Raw genomic sequence first — 16012 nt, forward strand, 5'->3', positions numbered from 1 at the left:
CTTAACTCGACATGTTGCTCATGTGCGCCATATTGCTGGCGTGCTGATGGGCGGATTCCGCCGGCAGCAGCTCTGGCACATAGTGTTCGGCGAAGCGCTGCGCATCGGTATCCGGGCGGATCACGTTGATTTTTTTCAGCTCATCGATATAAACCGCCACCTCTTTGCGCAGCTGCACGCCGGTGGAGTGATGACTATGAGTGTGCTCTTTCAGCATCGCGGCGATATCCTCCACCGCGACGGAGCCGGGCACAAACGGCTGGAAGATTTTCGCCGTCTCGTCCGGATGTTCGGCGGTCCACTGCTGCGCATCGACAATCGCCTGAGTGATAGCACGCGCGGTGGCGGGATCGTCACGTACCAGCGAGCCGCGCAGGCCCAGCACGCAGCAGGTGAGGTTGGCGTATTCGCCTTTCAGGTTGTTATCGACTTCCACCAGGTTGTGCTGCTTCTTCAGCAGCCAGCCCTGTGGATCGTCGGTAGCCAGCGCCTGCACTTCGCCTTTGCGCAGCGCTTCGCCAAACAGGTCGGGCGGATATTGCAGCCAGTTGACCTGCTTATCGGGATCGATGCCCTGTTTCGCCAGCTGAATGGCGAAGAAGTTGCGAATCGGGCTGGCTTGATCGCTGACCGCCACCGATTTGCCCACCAAATCTTTCACATCGCGGATGCCGCTATTTTGCGGCGCGAGTAAACGCATGCAGCCGCCGTGCGTGCCGACGGTGAGATCCACATCAAAACCCTGCTCCAGCGGTTTCAGCCAGCGCAGCGCCATGCCGATGCCGCCATCGGCCTGACCAGTGGCAATCGCCTGTAACAGCGCATCGGTGGGGCCGCTGAAGTTCACCGGCTCAACATTCAAGCCGTACTTTTTAAAGAAGCCTTGCTTCAGCGCCACCGAAATCGGTGACTGACACACTGCGGTTTGCCCCCAGGCCAGCTTGATGGTTTTGAGGGATTTTTCGTCGGCAAACACGTTGCTGCTCAGCAACGGATTTACCGCCACGCCGGCACTAAAAAGACCCAGCCCGCGTAATAACGCGCGGCGGCTCAGAGAGAATTGTTGCAATGCCATCCTGTCTTCCTTGTAGATAAAGTTCACAGGCACTATGGCAAAGGCAATTAGCGCGACCAAATAACAATCCCGCATGACATCATGCAGTTTTTCATTATGAATATTTGCGGATAGGTTTGCCGAAATGGCTATTTCGATGTGGGAAAGGCGAGGCTTATGCTTTATTTCTTAGCAAATCAAGCAGGAGCGAAAATATGGCTACCACTTCGGCGGGCGTTAATATTGCGATTGAGAAGGTGAATCATCACTTCACCTTAGAAGGCGAAGATTTACCGGTGCTGGAGAATATTAATTTGCAGGTAGAGGCCGGTGAATTTGTCGCGCTGCTGGGGCCGTCCGGCTGTGGCAAATCGACGCTGCTGCGTTTGCTGGCCGGCCTCGAACCGCCCGCCAGCGGGTTACTGGCGGAGGAGGGCAAAGCGATAACCGCGCCCGATCCGTCGCGCGTGGTGGTGTTTCAGGATCCCACGCTCTATCCATGGCGCACCGTCTATGACAACGTCGGTCTCGGTTTGCAGATTCGTGGGGAGAGCCGGCCGGTGCGCGAACAGCGCATTAACGCGATGCTGGATCGCGTCGGCCTCAGGCAGTTTGCTCGCGCGTGGCCACATCAGCTTTCGGGCGGTATGGCGCAGCGTGCAGCGCTGGCTCGCGCGCTGGTTAACGTGCCGCGTTTGCTGATCCTCGATGAACCGCTCGGCAAGCTCGATTCCCTGACGCGATTGCGGATGCAGCAGGAGATTGTCGACCTGTGGCAGGAGCAGCAGTTCACCACGCTGATGGTGACGCACGATGTTGAAGAAGCGTTGGTGATGGCGAATCGCGTGGTGGTATTCAGCCCAAGACCGGCGAAAGTGGTGGATGTGATCGAGGTGGATCTGCCGTGGCCGCGCCGTCGCGATGATCCGCAGCTGGTGGCGCTGCGCAGCAGGATATTGGATTTGTTGGGGGCGGATCGGGTAGCTGCGTGATGTGGGTCGCCATTCATGGCGACCTTCTGGCATTTAACCCTGCACGATCCGGCAACCGGCCAAAATATCATCCGCAGGTTGATACTCGCTGGTCTGAATCCCCGTCAATCCAAGCAGGGTGGAGAACAGATTATCCTGAGAATAACTCTGATGCGCCGCTTGTTTATCGACACAGCTTTTACTCACGCCATAACGCTGCTGGTAATCTGGTGACAGCCAAATCAGCATCGGCACATGTTTCTGCACATCCGGTGCAATTGCATACGGCATACCGTGCAAATAAGCACCATTTTCCCCCAACGACTCACCGTGATCCGATAAATACACCAGGCTGGTGGTGTATTGATCCTGATGCGCCTTCAATACATTGATCGCCTTATCGACAATGTAATCAATATACAGAATGGTGTTGTCGTAGGTATTCACCAGCTGCTGTTGCGAACAATCCTGAATTTGATTGGTATCGCAGGTCGGCGTGAATTTTTTAAACTGCGGAGGATAACGGTTGTAATAGGTTGGGCCGTGACTGCCAATGGTATGCAGTACGATCACGCCGTTGCCTTTAAGGTTTTTAATAGAGTCCTCGATACCGTGAAATAATACCTCGTCATAACATTCCCCATCGTGACACATATTCGGCAGATTCAGGCTGGTCATATCCTGATGCGGGACACGATCGCAGGCACCTTTACAGCCGCCGTCATTGTCATTCCATAAAACCTGCACGCCGGCGCGCTGGATAATATCGAGCATGCCTTCCTGATGTTCAGCAAGCTGGTCGTCATAATGCGCGCGCGGCATATTCGAGAACATGCATGGCAACGAGACCGCAGTAGCGGTACCGCAGGATTGCGTATTAGGGAAATAAGAGACGTCATCTTTCGCCAGCAATGGCGTGGTTTCTCGGCCATAACCATTGAGCTGGAAATTCACCGCGCGCGTGGTTTCACCCACCACCAAAATCGTCAGATTGCGCTTTGCACCCGCCAGCATCTGCGGCTTTTGTTTGGCATCTAAGCCAATTTTCACCAGCGGCAAATTGGCGGTGCGGCTGTGGTGATACCAGGAAAGTGTCGCCACAATGGAGTTCGACGGGCTAAGCGATTTGATCAGCTCTTTTTGGTTACGAAACAGCGAGGCGTAATCCTTATAGAAAAATGTCGCCACCAGGGCGATGCAGATGACCGACACCACAATTGACGCGGCGCGTTTGGCGATGTTTTTCCACAGAGGTTCGCTATGTTTAATCCGAATCCAGAATACCAAAAGGGCAGCGAGCAGGCCGCTACCACCCAGCGTGATCATCAACTTAGGCGACAATAAAGCAAAGGACTCGGACGGTGTGGTATCCAGAATATTCACGATCATCGAGCGATCAATAACAATGCCGAAGGTCCAGATGAAATATTGCGCGGCAGCCGCCACCAAAACGAATAGCACAAGAATAAGCCGGTCGAGCCAGATAAAAGAGGCGAGCGTAGCAATAATGTTGATCACGCTAAATGCCACCAGCGGCATCGAGACGAAGACGAATATTGTGCGCAGCGTATCAAGCGGCATCGCTGCAATTACCTGTCGATAAAAGGCAATATTCAGGAACACCGCAATATAAATGGAAAATAGCGAAATAAGAGTCAGCCGACTTAGCGTCGGTCTTTTGCGCAGCGAAAACGTCATTGGTCCATCCGTAATAGTGAAGATGGCGCCAGATTAAGAGATGAAGGTTAAGTGAACCTTAGGCTGAATCCTGTCAGGCGGATTTATCTTTAGACAGCATCATTGCGGCTGACCGTGGGTGAACAATAATTCGCGCATCCAGCGATGTCCGGCATCGCGGTGCGTTCTTTCGTGCCACGCCACGGTTTTGGTGAAGCCCTGTATTCCAGGGCATCGCAAAATACTACTTATAAACGGTCGCCGTGCCACGAATTTTATGGCCTTCAGTACCTGAAGTTATGACGAAATACTTACCGCCCATCTCGTCAGCTTTTTGTGAAATTTCTTTCATGGCATCCGAAGGCGCTGAATGTTCATTTATTGTGCTGACTTCACCCACTTTCTCGTACTGCTTTGCTTCCTCTTTTGTGATTTCCTTAGCTGCAAAAGCTGATGAACACACCACAGATGTTAAGGCCAGAGCTATCATAGTAACCGAAATCTTTTTCATTATTTCACCCTTATGATTTGAAATATCAGACTTCTTTAACCGCCTTAAAATGATTAGCCTGGATTCCGTTAAAAGCAAATAAATAAAATATTAATATCCGACTAACACTGCTAATGCTGAATGTGAGTTTTAATAGTCTGACTTTAGATCCCACCATACATGGATGGTGGGTAACGTATGATAACCCGCTTCATTTCAGGTTCTTAAAAACTCGCCCTCACCAATAGGAATGTTCTTATTGGCGAAATTCCGAAAAAAATAGCCAATGAAAATCCGCTCGATACCCCATTGATTCCTATGGCTTTAAGTTTATAGACGTATATTTATAAAGTGATCACTTCCCATTTTCAAATCCTTCTAATTCAATCAGATAAAATGTATTTACCACTAATCTCACTCATCATTGTGTAAGTTTGATTTTCATCAAAAATTTGCGAGGCGACTTACTAATTCCTTACATTCATGTTGCTGAAATTCAAACTTTGGCTAAGTTAAATATCAAAATGTAAATAAAACTGTCTTATCCTCGGGTTATGTTTAATTCTCATAATGCCCGACCTCTTCCCCCGTTTCGGGTGATTCTTATTTTGCTACCAGAGATAATTCAATTTTCTTTCTATACCACGAGCAGTCTTGAGTTAAGTGGCATGAGGATTATTGAAAGACTGATGGATTAATGTGACCGGATGTTCTTAACCCTGTTTAAGAGAGAGTCCCATGCGCAAAATAATAGCCCTGGCCTTTTTATTTAATCTTTCTTCTGCAAGCGCGAGTGGACTTTATCTATATGAAATTGGTACTGATGATATAGGCCTGGCCGGTGCAGGTCAGGCGGCGCGAGCGCAGGATGCCTCAACGCTCTTTACCAATCCTGCTGGCATGACCCTGTTGCCAGATAAAATGCTCACTTTGGGGGCGCAGGCATTATATGGCGACGCGCCTTACCGGCTGGACGACGATGCACAACTGAGCGGTAACAGCCCTGGGAATGTCATTAGCTGGTTTCCCGGTGGCAGCGCTTTCTACACGCAACGGATCAGCCCAACCGTCAGTGCCGGAGTAGGATTTTATGGCAACTACGGACTTGGCCTGCATTTCGGTGACTGGGCTGGTGACAACCTGATTAAAGACAGCACGCTGCTGGCGGTAACGCTGATGCCCGCGCTGGCCTGGCAAATCAATGATGCCTTCTCTCTCGGTGCGGGGTTGGGAATTAACTATGGCCTGCTGAAAATCAAGCGCGCCCGAGGCGATGAGCTATCCGATCATGACTGGGCGCTCAACGGAAAAATAGGTGCGTTATGGCAGTTTACCCCACAAACGCGTGCCGGATTAACCTATACCAGCCGGACCAATTATCACTTCAACGTTAACAACACGGTCCGTCTTGACCAGCTGAATAACTCTCCTTCCTGGACGTTGCCTATCGCAGCCACCGTCAATACGCCCCAACAAATCATGCTCAGCGTTTTCCATCAGTTGAACGATCGCTGGGCTGTCATGGGGGATGCGGGTTGGCAGGACTGGAGCGATTACAGCAACAGCGAAATAACCGTGGCAGGCAATCAGGTGGGCGACAACGGGCGTCTGCGTGATACCTGGCACCTCGCACTCGGCACCCAGTTCAAACTCTCTGCTGACTGGACGCTGAATACCGGCGTTGCCTTTGACAGCAGCTTCTACCGCAACCAGCAGGATACCTCTCTGACGATGCCGTCCGGCGATACCTGGCGCTGGGGCGTTGGTGCACGTTACCAACTCGATCCTGACAGCAGCATTGGCGCCGCCTTCGAATACGCGCACATTGACTCGTCAGAGGTCGCATCGCCGCTGGTCAAAGGACGCTATGACAATCCTGCTCTCTATTTCTTTGGCATCAACTACAGCCGGACTTTCTGACCCGGCCAACTAAGGAGGCGCATCACATAACTTACTGTCGAACGATTTGACCGGGCGGGCGATACCTATGCCTTTCCTACGAGAGTCCACTTATCTGGAGCACAGAAATGTCAAAAGTGCCATTTTGCAAATCGCTGCTCGCCTCGATGTTGTCTGTCGCCTGCTGTGCGACCAGCGCTTATGCAGCCCCGGCCAGCAATACCACGACGGCGCCGGAGCAGAACAATCAGAAGCCCAACATTGTAGTGATATTCGGTGATGACATCGGGTACTGGAACGTCAGTACCTACAATCAGGGCATGCTGGGCTACCAAACGCCCAATATCGACAGCATTGCGGCCGAAGGCGCCAAGTTCACTTCTTACTATGCGGAACAAAGCTCCACCGCCGGTCGCTCATCCTTCATTACCGGGCAGATGCCGTTCCGTACCGGGATGAGTAAAGTAGGCATGCCCGGCGCACCGCAGGGACTGCAGAAAGAAGATCCTACCATTGCCAGCATACTCAAGCAGCTTGGCTATGCTACCGGCCAGTTTGGTAAGAACCACCTTGGCGACCGCAATGAGTTTCTGCCTACCGCGCATGGTTTCGATGAGTTTATGGGCAACCTTTACCATCTGAATGCGGAAGAGGAGCCAGAAAACCCGGATTACCCACAAGATCCTGAATACAAAAAACAGTTCGGCCCGCGTGGTGTCATTAAGTCCAGCGCGGACGGGAAAGTAGAGGACACGGGCCCACTCAACGTCAAACGTATGGAAACCGTGGATGAAGAGACGCTGGCGGCAAATAACGACTTTATGGAGCGGCAGGTCAAAGCCAACAAGCCGTTCTTCACCTGGTACAACACCACGCGTATGCATAACAAAACCCATATAAAACCGGCCGATAAAGGCGTGACCGGCTTGGGTGACTACGCTGATGGCATGGTAGAGCACGACAAAATCGTCGGTGAAGTACTGAAGAAAATCAAAGACCTCGGCATTGAAGATAACACCATTGTTGTTTACACCACCGATAACGGCCCGATGACGGCCACCTGGCCTGATGCCGGTATCACACCGTTCCGTGGTGAGAAAAACACCGGCTGGGAAGGCGGGTTCCGCGTACCGGCGATGGTCAAATGGCCGGGACATATCAAGCCGGGCACGCTGATCAATGACATCTTCGGCAGTAATGACTGGTTCCCGACGCTGGTTGCTGCAGCGGGCGTGCCGGACATTAAACAGCAGTTACTCAAGGGTTATAAAACCAGTGCCATGACCTACAAAGTGCATCTGGATGGTTATAACCAGCTTGATTTCATCACCGGTAAAACTCAGGAGGATCCGCGCAAAGAATTCTTCTACTGGAGTGATGACGGTGATCTGCTGGCGATGCGCTACGGTCGCTGGAAAGCACACTTCATGATTCAGGAACGTTCAGGCATGGATGTGTGGAAATACCCGTTCGTTAAACTGCGTGTGCCACTGATTTTCGATTTGAAAATCGATCCGCTGGAAAAAGGCACCGATGGCATGGACTACAACCACTGGTTCTATGATCGCCTGTTCCTGCTGGGCGGTGCGCAGAAATATGCCACTGAAATGCTGCAAAGCTTCAAAGAGTTCCCGCCGCGTCAGAAACCGGGGTCATTTACCGTCTCTGATGTGTCGAAACTTATTGAGGAAGGCAGTCCGGCCACGAACTGATGCTCTGACCACAACACCGGGTGAAATACTTCACCCGGTATTCAGGAGGCGTTCATGAAATACAGCACAACGTTGCCGGTTAAACCGCTGCCTACGGCGGAAAAGTTCAGCGGTAAGGGACCGGCTTACACCCGACGCTTTCACGTGATGGCAAAACCCACTGGGTCACGCTGCAATATCGACTGCAACTACTGCTTTTACCTGCACAAAGAACAGCTGCTGGAGCAGGATCGCCACAGCGGCATGAGCGATGAGGTGCTGGAAACCTTTATCCGCCAATACATCGACAGCCAGGATGGCGAGCAGGTGGTTTTCTCCTGGCAAGGCGGCGAACCGACGCTGATGGGGCTGGAATACTTCGAAAAAATCGTGGTTCTGCAAAAGAAATATCAGAAACCGGGTCAGCGCATTGAAAACGATCTGCAGACCAACGGTATTCTGATTAATGACCACTGGGCGCGCTTTCTGCGTCAGCACAATTTTCTGGTCGGCATTTCGATTGATGGCCCGGCTGAACTGCACGATCGCTACCGCGTGACGCGCAGCGGTAAACCCACGTTTGAAAAAGTGATGGCGGGCGTTGCTGCGTTGAAGCGCCATCATGTTCCCTTTAACGCTCTGGTTACCGTCAACCGCACCAACGCGCGCTTCCCGCTTGAGGTTTATCGTTTTCTGACGCGCGAACTGGGTGTCACCTATATCCAGTTCAATCCCTGCGTTGAGCCGGTTGATTTCAAGCAAACGGCACCGCAGTTCTGGCACGACGACACCATTCCGGTTACCGGTTCACGCCGCGCGCGCCCTGGCGACCTCGACTCCATCGTCACCGACTGGTCTGTCGATCCGGATGACTGGGGACGCTTCCTTATTGCGGTGTTTGAAGAGTGGGTGAACAACGATTTAGGCCGCGTGCAGGTCAACCTGTTTGAAACGGCGGTGGCGCAGACCATGGGGATGCCGGCGCAGATATGCATCACCTCAGAGTTCTGCGGCAAAGGCCTGGCAATTGAGAAAAACGGTGACATCTTCTCCTGCGATCACTACGTCTATCCCGAATATAAGTTAGGCAATGTGCAGAGCACCAAACTGGCGCACATGGCCTTTTCCGAGCGGCAAAAAGCCTTTGGTTTAGGTAAGCGCGATACGCTGCCCGCTGCCTGCAAACGCTGTCCTTACCTGAAACTCTGTTATGGCGAATGCCCGAAAAACCGCATCGTCAGGAGTGAAGAAGGCGAGCTGGGCATGAATTATCTCTGCCCCGGCATTAAAGCGTTCTTTAATTATGCGCAACCGATGCTGGTTGGCATCGCTACGCTGCTGGAACGTCAGACGGTGGAACCTGCCTAATGAATAATCGTGAAAAGCTGCTGGCGCTGGAAGCCAGTATGAATCAGCAGGTGATTGGACAGCAGGAGCTGGTGCGGATGCTGATCGTCGCCTTGTTGTGTGACGGACATGTGCTGCTGGAAGGCTTACCGGGTCTGGCGAAAACCCGTGCGGTGCGGGAACTGGCGCGTCACATCGAAGGCGAATTCCGTCGCATTCAGTTCACACCCGACCTGCTGCCTTCCGACATCACCGGCAGCGAAATTTATCAGCAAAATGCCACGCGTGAAGAGGATCAGTTTCGTTTTCGTCCCGGCCCGGTATTCGGCAACATTATCCTCGCCGATGAAATCAACCGCGCCTCAGCGCGCGTGCAGTCGGCGCTGCTGGAGGCGATGGAAGAGCGTCATGTGACCGTTGCGGGTAAAACCTGGCCGCTGCCGGGGATATTCATGGTGCTGGCGACACAAAACCCGGTCGATCAGGAAGGCACCTGGCCGTTACCCGAAGCCCAGCTCGACCGTTTTCTGATGAAGGTGATTGTTGATTACCCATCGAAAGAGAATGAGCAGCTGGTGATGCAGCTGGTGCGCGCTGAGCAGCAGGCAAAATATCAGGCAGCGCAGCATCAAACGCCGCCACCAGAAACTGACTTGCTGATCAGCCAACAGAACATCGCCGATTGCTGGCGTGAAATTGCCACGGTATATGTGGCGCCAACGGTAGAACAGTACATCGTTAATCTGGTGGAGATGACGCGTCATCCCGATCAGGTCAGCGACGCCTTTGCGAGTTATATCAGCCTGGGCATCAGCCCGCGCGGCACGCTGGCCCTTGATCGCTGTGGTCGCGCCTGCGCGTGGCTGGATGGTCGTGATGCGTTATTGCCGGAGGATATTCAACGCATCGCACCGGCCGTGCTGCGCCATCGCCTGCTGCTGAGCTATCAGGCCAACGCCGACAACTGCACCGCCGATCAGGCAATCGCCATGCTTCTTAATGCAGTGGTGGCATGATGCCGCAGCCGCTGACTCTGGAAATGGCCGATTTGATGGCGCTGGCAAGTGACGCTCAGCGACTCGATAATCCGCCGGGCCAAATCCCACCCGGCGCGTTAACCGGTGAACGCGTATCCCGCCAGCAGGGACGTGGGCTGAATTTTGATAGCTTACGCCGCTATCAGCCGGGCGATGACGTCAGGCTGATTGACTGGAAAGCCACCGCCCGCCTGCGTACACCGTGGATCCGTCTCTACAATGAGGAGCGCGAACGCCCGGTATTCCTTCTTGTGGATCAGCGTCTGGAGATGTACTTCGGTACCCGGCTGCAGATGAAATCAGTGGCCGCCGGAAATATTGTCGGATTGCTGGCATGGCGAAGCTGGCATGATGGTGATCGATTAGGCTGCGCGATATTGGGCGATGATGAACTGGCCCTGCATCCCTGTCGCGCGCCGAAACGCAACCTGATGCCGATTCTCACTGACGTTCAGCGCATCAATGCTCAGCTTCCGGCGCATTATGCGCAACATCCTCGCCAAACCGTCTCACTGTCAGATGCGCTGCAACGTATCGTCCGCCTGCTGCCTTCCGGCAGCTGGTTGGGGATTATCAGTGATTTTCACGACCTTAATGCGCGCTGTGATACGGTGCTGGCTCACCTGCGCCGCCGTTGCGAAATTACCGCCTACGTCACGCTTGATGATCTACATCGCCGCCTGCCGCCGCGCGGCCAACTGTCGGCTTATTACCAGGACGTCAGCACCACACTCAATCTCACCTCAACGCTCAGCGATCGGGTTCAGCAAAGCGTCACCGAGCGTCTGTCGCAGCAGCAGCGCCGGTTACAGCGCCTGGGCATTACGGTAAAAACCGTGGTTACCGGTGAGGCGGTTCTACCGCAGCTACAACAGGAGGACGTGCATGCTGGCAAAAGGATTTAGCACGCCGGAACTGGCTCATCCCGCTTTGCCTGGCGCCGCCTCATGGTTTCCGTTACCGGCAGGCTGGATGGTGCTCGGCGTGATGCTGTTGCTGGCGATGTTGATTGCCCTTCTGATAGGGCTCGCTCGTTTTCGTCGCAATCACTGGCGCCGCGAAGCGAGAAAACAGCTTGAGCAACAGCAGGTAGACGGCTGGATTGCACTGATTAAGCGGGTGCTGCTGGTGCAACACCCGCGCGCCCAGGTCAGCCAGTGGCAAACTCCAGAACAGCTTCTGGCGCAAACACCGCTGGATGAAGAATTGCGCACGCTGATGTGTCGTCGCTATTGTCAGCCGGACAATCAGCTGGAAAGCAGTATCAATCAGCGTATTGCCCTGCAGTTACGCCAGTGGCTGGAGACGCTGCCTCATGTCTGAGTTTATTTCGCGCATTGATTTTGCCTGGCCGTGGGCGGGCGTGCTGCTGTTTTTACCGTTGCTGACTCACTATCTGTTTCCTGCAAAGCAGCCGGTGAGTGAACAGGTTCGGGTCCCTTTTTTACCTGAACTGGCTGAAGCCCTGCAACTCTCAGCGCCCGCACCGCAAGCCAGCTGGCATCATCGGCTGCTGTTCTGGGCGGTATGGATATTAATGATTACTGCACTTGCCCGGCCGGAATATCTGATGCCGCCAAAAACGCTGATAAAACCGATGCGCAATATTGTGCTGATTCTCGATGTTTCCGGCTCAATGGAAAAAAACGACGGTGAGAACGGTCAGACGCGTTTGCAAGCGGTTCAGCAAACGGTGCGCACTTTTATCAGCCAGCGCAAAAATGATCGTATTGGTCTGGTTATTTTTGCCAGTCAGGCGTGGCCTTTCGCGCCGATCAGCGAAGATAAGCAGGCGCTGCAGTCGCGCATCAGCCAGCTTGCACCGGGCATGATTGGTCAGCAAACGGCAATAGGCGATGCGCTGGGTGTAGCGGTGAAACTGCTGGATCACAGTCTCGAAGCCGACGCGTCTAAAATGGCGATTCTGCTGACAGATGGCAACGACACCGCCTCTCAACTGCAACCCACGCTCGCCGCACAGCTCGCCGCCGCGCATCACGTTATGGTGCACACCATCGCCTTTGGCGATGTTAACAGCAGCGGTGAGGATAAAGTCGATACGGCGCTGCTGGAAAACATTGCTCATATCACCGGCGGTAACGCGTGGCGCGCCGCCACCAACCGCGATGCGCTGGCGCAGGTCTGGCAGCAAATTGATGCGCAGACGCCGGAACAGGTGAAAACGCTGGGTTTATCCTGGCATCGCCCGCTGTTTATCTGGCCGTTAGCCCTCGCGCTACTTGTGCTACTGCTGTTTGCCATCAGCAGCACCATGATGAGGCGAAGCGCATGAGCGATTTCCACTTCATTTATCCCTGGCGATTACTGGGTTTGCTGCTTTGTCCGCTGCTCTATCTTTTGGCCCAGCGCTCAGGAAGTGCCTGGCATCGTGTGATGGACAAGCCGTTTGCGGATGCGTTGATCAAAGGCCAGCGTGTGCGGGCGCGACAGGTGCTGCCGTGGCTGTTTGCCTTGGGGGTTTTGGCGTTAGCCGGTCCGAGCTGGCAACGCGACTTGCCTGCCGCCTTCACGCCAGAAAACAATGTGATGGTGATCATGCAGCAGGATCTCAGCATGCTGGCGCAGGATGTGCCGCCTGACCGTCATCAGCGTATGCAGCAGAAAATTGCCGCGCTGATGGCGCAGCTGCCCGGCAGCCACTTTGGTTTAGTGGTTTACAGCGCAAACGCCTGGCTCACCACACCACTGACCAATGATGCGGATTTTTATAACCTCTTCCTGACGGCACAGCAGCCCACGCTGGTACCGCAGGGCGAGGGGTCAGGACTGCGGCAGGCGGTCGCCCTTGCGCTTAAAAATCTGCCTTCAACGCCTGACGCTCCACGTGCGCTGATACTGGTTGCTGATAGTGTCGCACAACAGGACGCAGATTGGCTGCGGCAGCAAAATCTGCCGCTGCAGATCTGGGTGGCGGGCACGGCCAACGGCGGCAGATTGCCGGAAGCGCAGGCATCGCAGGGCATTGATACGCGACTTAACGTCGCGCGCTTCGAGCAAATTCGCGATGGCGGCATTCCAGTGACGCTGGTCTCTGCCGAAGATGATGATCTGCGCGCGGTCAACGGTAACATTCAGCAGAGCGTGACGGCGCAGCAGAACAGCAGACAGGATCTGCAGTGGAAGAATAGCGGCTATCTGCTGATCATTCCTATGCTGCTTCTGTTACTGCTGTGGCGGCAACAGCTGCTCTGTCTGGCTGTTGTGATGCTGCCGTTATTTATCTGGTCTCCCGGCAGTTCAGCAGCACTGCTGGACGCCTGGGTCCGCCCCGATGTGCAGGGACAATTCGCCTTCAATCACGGTAACTATGATGCCGCCGCCCAGCGTTTTCAGGATCCGTTGCGACGCGGCATCGCCTTCTATTACGCGCAGGATTACGTCCAGGCGCTGGGGGCTTTTCGTCAGGTTCCCGCCACGGCTGAAAGTTTGTTGTGGATTGGCAACTGTTACGCTCAGCAAAAATCCTGGCAGCAGGCGCTGAACAGCTACGACCAGGCACTGAGTTTGCGGCCTGAATGGGCAATGGCTCAGGAGAACCGGGCGAAGATTGCCCATATCATCATGCAGTTGCGGCAGAAAGAACGCGACCGGCAGGCCGATCAGCATGAACAAAAAGATGAAGACCCTGACGCCATCAAGCACGATCTCAAACCCGATCAGGGCGTGAACCAGCTGGATATGAAGCCCATCGCCGCCGCCGCGCCTTCGGCTGAACAGTGGTACAGCAATCTGACCCTTTCGCCCGGCGGTTTACTGGAAGTTCTCTACCGCTCAGCGCCGGCGGAGGAACCATGAAGCGATTTCTGCTTTGCCTGCTGTTGCTGCTTAGCCTGCCGGTGCGCGCCGAAATGACCATGACGCGTGAGTTGATTGCCCCGGAACAACTGGTGCCGGGACAGCCGATCACGATTGCTGTGACCTTCTGGACGGACAGCTGGTTTAATCCGCCGCCGCAATGGCCGGAAATGGTGATTGAAAACGGTAACCTGCTTAACACGCCGCTGCCCAACCAACTGGTTACGCGCAATAGCGACGGTATCAGCTGGAGCGGCATCCGCATGGAGCGTCAGGTGATGGCGTGGGACCAGGGCACGCTTCGCTTTCCTGCCGCAGATGTGGTGATGCGTTCGGCGAATCGGCCGCCAAAAACGGTGTCGCTGCCGACCCTGCAAAAATCGGTCAACTGGCCTGCCGATGTGCGCCAGCCGGACCGTTTTTTACCCGCCAGCACCCTTGAACTCTCACAGCAATGGCAACTTTACCGCGCAACTGAAGATAAGCAGTTACATGTTGGTGACGTGATTGAGCGTGTGGTGACATTGCGCGCCACCGATGTGATAGCGGTGCAAATCCCGCAGCTGCTGTATGCCATTCCCGGTTCCGGTGCGCAACGTTTGCCGCCGGTCAATAGCAACCTGACACAAGGGCGGGATGAGATTGTCGGCGCTCAGCGTGAAGAACGGCTGCGTTATCTGCCTTCTCAGTCTGGCGAACTGGTGATCCCGCCTTTGCTTTTACGTTGGTGGGATACGCGCCAGCATCAGTGGCAACTGGCCGAATTACCCGGTGCGCATTACACCATTGCGGCAGCGCGTACAGCTGGCAGTGAACAGACGCTGAAAGCTCGCGCCCCGACGCACTGGAAGCCGTTGTTGGCGGGAGCGGCGATGGTGCTGACGCTGCTTTTTCTGGGCTTCTTTTTCCGACGCACCCTTAGCCATAGCCTGCAACGGCTGGTCCGTCGCACGCGCGAATACTGGCGGATCGTCCCGCTGCCTGACCTCATTCCGACCAAAAGGAAAAGATGATGAAATTAAAACCCCTGCTGGCATTGCTGATTACTGCTCATCTTGGTTCGGCTTTTGCGGCAGACGATCCGCTCAGTAGCTGGAATGAGGGGCACGCCAAACAGGCGATTGAGACGTGGGTGCAAGAAACCACCACATCGAACAGCAAAGACTTCATTCCTGTCAGCCAGCGTTATGTGGTGTTTGATAATGACGGCACATTGTGGCCGGAAGCGCCGCTGACGTTTCAGCTGCAATTCGTTATTGATGAAATTAAACGCCTCGCCCCACAGCATCCGGAATGGAAAAGCGATGCATTGGTGCAGGCAGTGATTAACGACGATATGAAAACTGTGGTGCAGGCTGGCAAAAAGGGGCTGATGCAGTTGATGGCTCTGACGCACAGCGGCATGACGACGGAGGAATTTAGCCAGCGCGTCAGTAACTGGGTCGATAGCCACCGGCATACACGTTTCGGCTGTCGCTATGATCAGCTGGGCTATCAGCCGATGCGCCAGCTGCTCGATTATCTGCGCGCTAACGGCTTCAAAACCTGGATTGTGTCCGGCGGCGGCATCGATTTTATGCGCGTACTGGCCGAAAAAATGTACGGCATCCCGCCCGAACAGGTGGTCGGCTCCTTTTCGCTGAGTGAGTTCTCTCTGACTGACAACGGTACGCAATTGCGTAAAACCATGAACGGCGCGTTTTACGATGACGAAGCGATGAAACCGGTCGCCATCCATCTGTTCATGGGGCGGCGTCCGGTCGGTGCCTTCGGTAACAGCGACGGCGATGTGCCGATGCTGCAATACACCTCCGCTAATCCGACGTACAAATCCTTTGGTTTACTGGTTCATCACACCGATGCTGCGCGTGAATATGCCTACGACGCGCATCCGCCCGCCAGTGGCAAACTTATTCGCGGGCTCAAACTGGCATCGCAAAAGGGTTGGGTCATCGTCGATATGAAGAAAGAGTGGAAAACGGTGTTTGATCCTGCGCAGTGCACCAGTGTTCAAAGCCGCCAATGACGGG

General features: G+C 54.3%; 14 protein-coding genes and 1 pseudogene. 11 read left to right on the plus strand and 4 right to left on the minus strand.

What is annotated here, in order from left to right:
• Position 1: 1 nt before the first annotated feature.
• On the minus strand, positions 2–1075 hold the full coding sequence (locus tag AAF463_RS20780; protein WP_350262373.1) for an ABC transporter substrate-binding protein: 1074 nt from the start codon (positions 1073–1075) through the stop codon (positions 2–4).
• A 194-nt stretch (positions 1076–1269) separates the two neighbouring features.
• Between AAF463_RS20780 and AAF463_RS20785 the strand changes: the two genes are divergently transcribed.
• A complete protein-coding gene (locus AAF463_RS20785; RefSeq protein ID WP_137386993.1) occupies positions 1270–2046 on the plus strand; it encodes an ABC transporter ATP-binding protein in 777 nt (258 codons plus the stop codon).
• Between the two features lie 33 nt (positions 2047–2079).
• Here the strand turns inward: AAF463_RS20785 and eptA are convergent, their stop codons facing one another.
• The 3 genes and pseudogenes from eptA to AAF463_RS20800 form a co-directional block, all read right to left on the minus strand.
• Complete coding sequence (gene eptA / locus AAF463_RS20790; protein WP_350262374.1) at positions 2080–3723, minus strand: phosphoethanolamine transferase EptA; 1644 nt, start codon at positions 3721–3723, stop codon at positions 2080–2082.
• A 99-nt stretch (positions 3724–3822) separates the two neighbouring features.
• A pseudogene (locus AAF463_RS20795) lies at positions 3823–3927 on the minus strand (LysR family transcriptional regulator); the annotation flags it as partial.
• A 19-nt stretch (positions 3928–3946) separates the two neighbouring features.
• Positions 3947–4213, minus strand: coding sequence for a YdgH/BhsA/McbA-like domain containing protein (locus tag AAF463_RS20800; RefSeq protein ID WP_350262375.1), 267 nt, complete (start codon positions 4211–4213; stop codon positions 3947–3949).
• 717 nt (positions 4214–4930) lie between these two features.
• Between AAF463_RS20800 and AAF463_RS20805 the strand changes: the two genes are divergently transcribed.
• The 10 genes from AAF463_RS20805 to AAF463_RS20850 all read left to right on the plus strand — a co-directional run bounded on the left by AAF463_RS20805 (position 4931) and on the right by AAF463_RS20850 (position 16008).
• Positions 4931–6112, plus strand: coding sequence for an outer membrane protein transport protein (locus AAF463_RS20805; protein WP_350262376.1), 1182 nt, complete (start codon positions 4931–4933; stop codon positions 6110–6112).
• A 107-nt stretch (positions 6113–6219) separates the two neighbouring features.
• Positions 6220–7803 (plus strand): arylsulfatase, encoded by a 1584-nt coding sequence (locus tag AAF463_RS20810; RefSeq protein WP_061720063.1) that lies wholly within the window; start codon positions 6220–6222, stop codon positions 7801–7803.
• Between the two features lie 54 nt (positions 7804–7857).
• Positions 7858–9150 carry an anaerobic sulfatase maturase gene (locus AAF463_RS20815; protein ID WP_350262377.1) on the plus strand — a complete coding sequence of 431 codons (1293 nt, stop codon included), beginning with the start codon at positions 7858–7860 and terminating at the stop codon, positions 9148–9150.
• On the plus strand, positions 9150–10145 hold the full coding sequence (locus AAF463_RS20820; protein WP_350262378.1) for a MoxR family ATPase: 996 nt from the start codon (positions 9150–9152) through the stop codon (positions 10143–10145). The genes AAF463_RS20815 and AAF463_RS20820 overlap by 1 nt, the downstream gene beginning before the upstream one ends.
• A complete protein-coding gene (locus tag AAF463_RS20825) occupies positions 10145–11071 on the plus strand; it encodes a DUF58 domain-containing protein (RefSeq protein ID WP_350262446.1) in 927 nt (308 codons plus the stop codon). Before AAF463_RS20820 ends, AAF463_RS20825 begins: the two co-directional genes overlap by 1 nt.
• Positions 11052–11489 (plus strand): DUF4381 family protein, encoded by a 438-nt coding sequence (locus tag AAF463_RS20830; RefSeq protein WP_350262379.1) that lies wholly within the window; start codon positions 11052–11054, stop codon positions 11487–11489. The genes AAF463_RS20825 and AAF463_RS20830 overlap by 20 nt, the downstream gene beginning before the upstream one ends.
• Positions 11482–12459, plus strand: a complete 978-nt coding sequence (locus tag AAF463_RS20835; RefSeq protein ID WP_350262380.1) for a VWA domain-containing protein — start codon at positions 11482–11484, stop codon at positions 12457–12459. The genes AAF463_RS20830 and AAF463_RS20835 overlap by 8 nt, the downstream gene beginning before the upstream one ends.
• Entirely contained in the window at positions 12456–13982 is a 1527-nt protein-coding gene (locus AAF463_RS20840; RefSeq protein WP_350262381.1) for a VWA domain-containing protein, read from the plus strand. The genes AAF463_RS20835 and AAF463_RS20840 overlap by 4 nt, the downstream gene beginning before the upstream one ends.
• Positions 13979–14995, plus strand: coding sequence for an oxygen tolerance domain protein (locus AAF463_RS20845; protein ID WP_350262382.1), 1017 nt, complete (start codon positions 13979–13981; stop codon positions 14993–14995). The genes AAF463_RS20840 and AAF463_RS20845 overlap by 4 nt, the downstream gene beginning before the upstream one ends.
• The gene (locus AAF463_RS20850) at positions 14995–16008 is read left to right on the plus strand and encodes an HAD family hydrolase (protein ID WP_350262383.1); all 1014 of its coding nucleotides are present in this window, start codon (positions 14995–14997) and stop codon (positions 16006–16008) included. The genes AAF463_RS20845 and AAF463_RS20850 overlap by 1 nt, the downstream gene beginning before the upstream one ends.
• Positions 16009–16012: the final 4 nt, after the last annotated feature.

It is taken from the genome of Pantoea sp. BJ2 (assembly GCF_040255075.1).
GTDB lineage: Bacteria > Pseudomonadota > Gammaproteobacteria > Enterobacterales > Enterobacteriaceae > Pantoea > Pantoea leporis.

Excerpts from the sequence above, each read along its gene's own strand:
- AAF463_RS20780 (WP_350262373.1), bottom strand. The coding sequence starts at position 1,075 with ATGGCATTGCAACAATTCTCTCTGAGCCGCCGCGCGTTATTACGCGGG.
- AAF463_RS20785 (WP_137386993.1), top strand. The coding sequence starts at position 1,270 with ATGGCTACCACTTCGGCGGGCGTTAATATTGCGATTGAGAAGGTGAAT.
- eptA (WP_350262374.1), bottom strand. The coding sequence starts at position 3,723 with ATGACGTTTTCGCTGCGCAAAAGACCGACGCTAAGTCGGCTGACTCTT.
- AAF463_RS20800 (WP_350262375.1), bottom strand. The coding sequence starts at position 4,213 with ATGAAAAAGATTTCGGTTACTATGATAGCTCTGGCCTTAACATCTGTG.
- AAF463_RS20805 (WP_350262376.1), top strand. The coding sequence starts at position 4,931 with ATGCGCAAAATAATAGCCCTGGCCTTTTTATTTAATCTTTCTTCTGCA.
- AAF463_RS20810 (WP_061720063.1), top strand. The coding sequence starts at position 6,220 with ATGTCAAAAGTGCCATTTTGCAAATCGCTGCTCGCCTCGATGTTGTCT.
- AAF463_RS20815 (WP_350262377.1), top strand. The coding sequence starts at position 7,858 with ATGAAATACAGCACAACGTTGCCGGTTAAACCGCTGCCTACGGCGGAA.
- AAF463_RS20820 (WP_350262378.1), top strand. The coding sequence starts at position 9,150 with ATGAATAATCGTGAAAAGCTGCTGGCGCTGGAAGCCAGTATGAATCAG.
- AAF463_RS20825 (WP_350262446.1), top strand. The coding sequence starts at position 10,145 with ATGCCGCAGCCGCTGACTCTGGAAATGGCCGATTTGATGGCGCTGGCA.
- AAF463_RS20830 (WP_350262379.1), top strand. The coding sequence starts at position 11,052 with ATGCTGGCAAAAGGATTTAGCACGCCGGAACTGGCTCATCCCGCTTTG.
- AAF463_RS20835 (WP_350262380.1), top strand. The coding sequence starts at position 11,482 with ATGTCTGAGTTTATTTCGCGCATTGATTTTGCCTGGCCGTGGGCGGGC.
- AAF463_RS20840 (WP_350262381.1), top strand. The coding sequence starts at position 12,456 with ATGAGCGATTTCCACTTCATTTATCCCTGGCGATTACTGGGTTTGCTG.
- AAF463_RS20845 (WP_350262382.1), top strand. The coding sequence starts at position 13,979 with ATGAAGCGATTTCTGCTTTGCCTGCTGTTGCTGCTTAGCCTGCCGGTG.
- AAF463_RS20850 (WP_350262383.1), top strand. The coding sequence starts at position 14,995 with ATGAAATTAAAACCCCTGCTGGCATTGCTGATTACTGCTCATCTTGGT.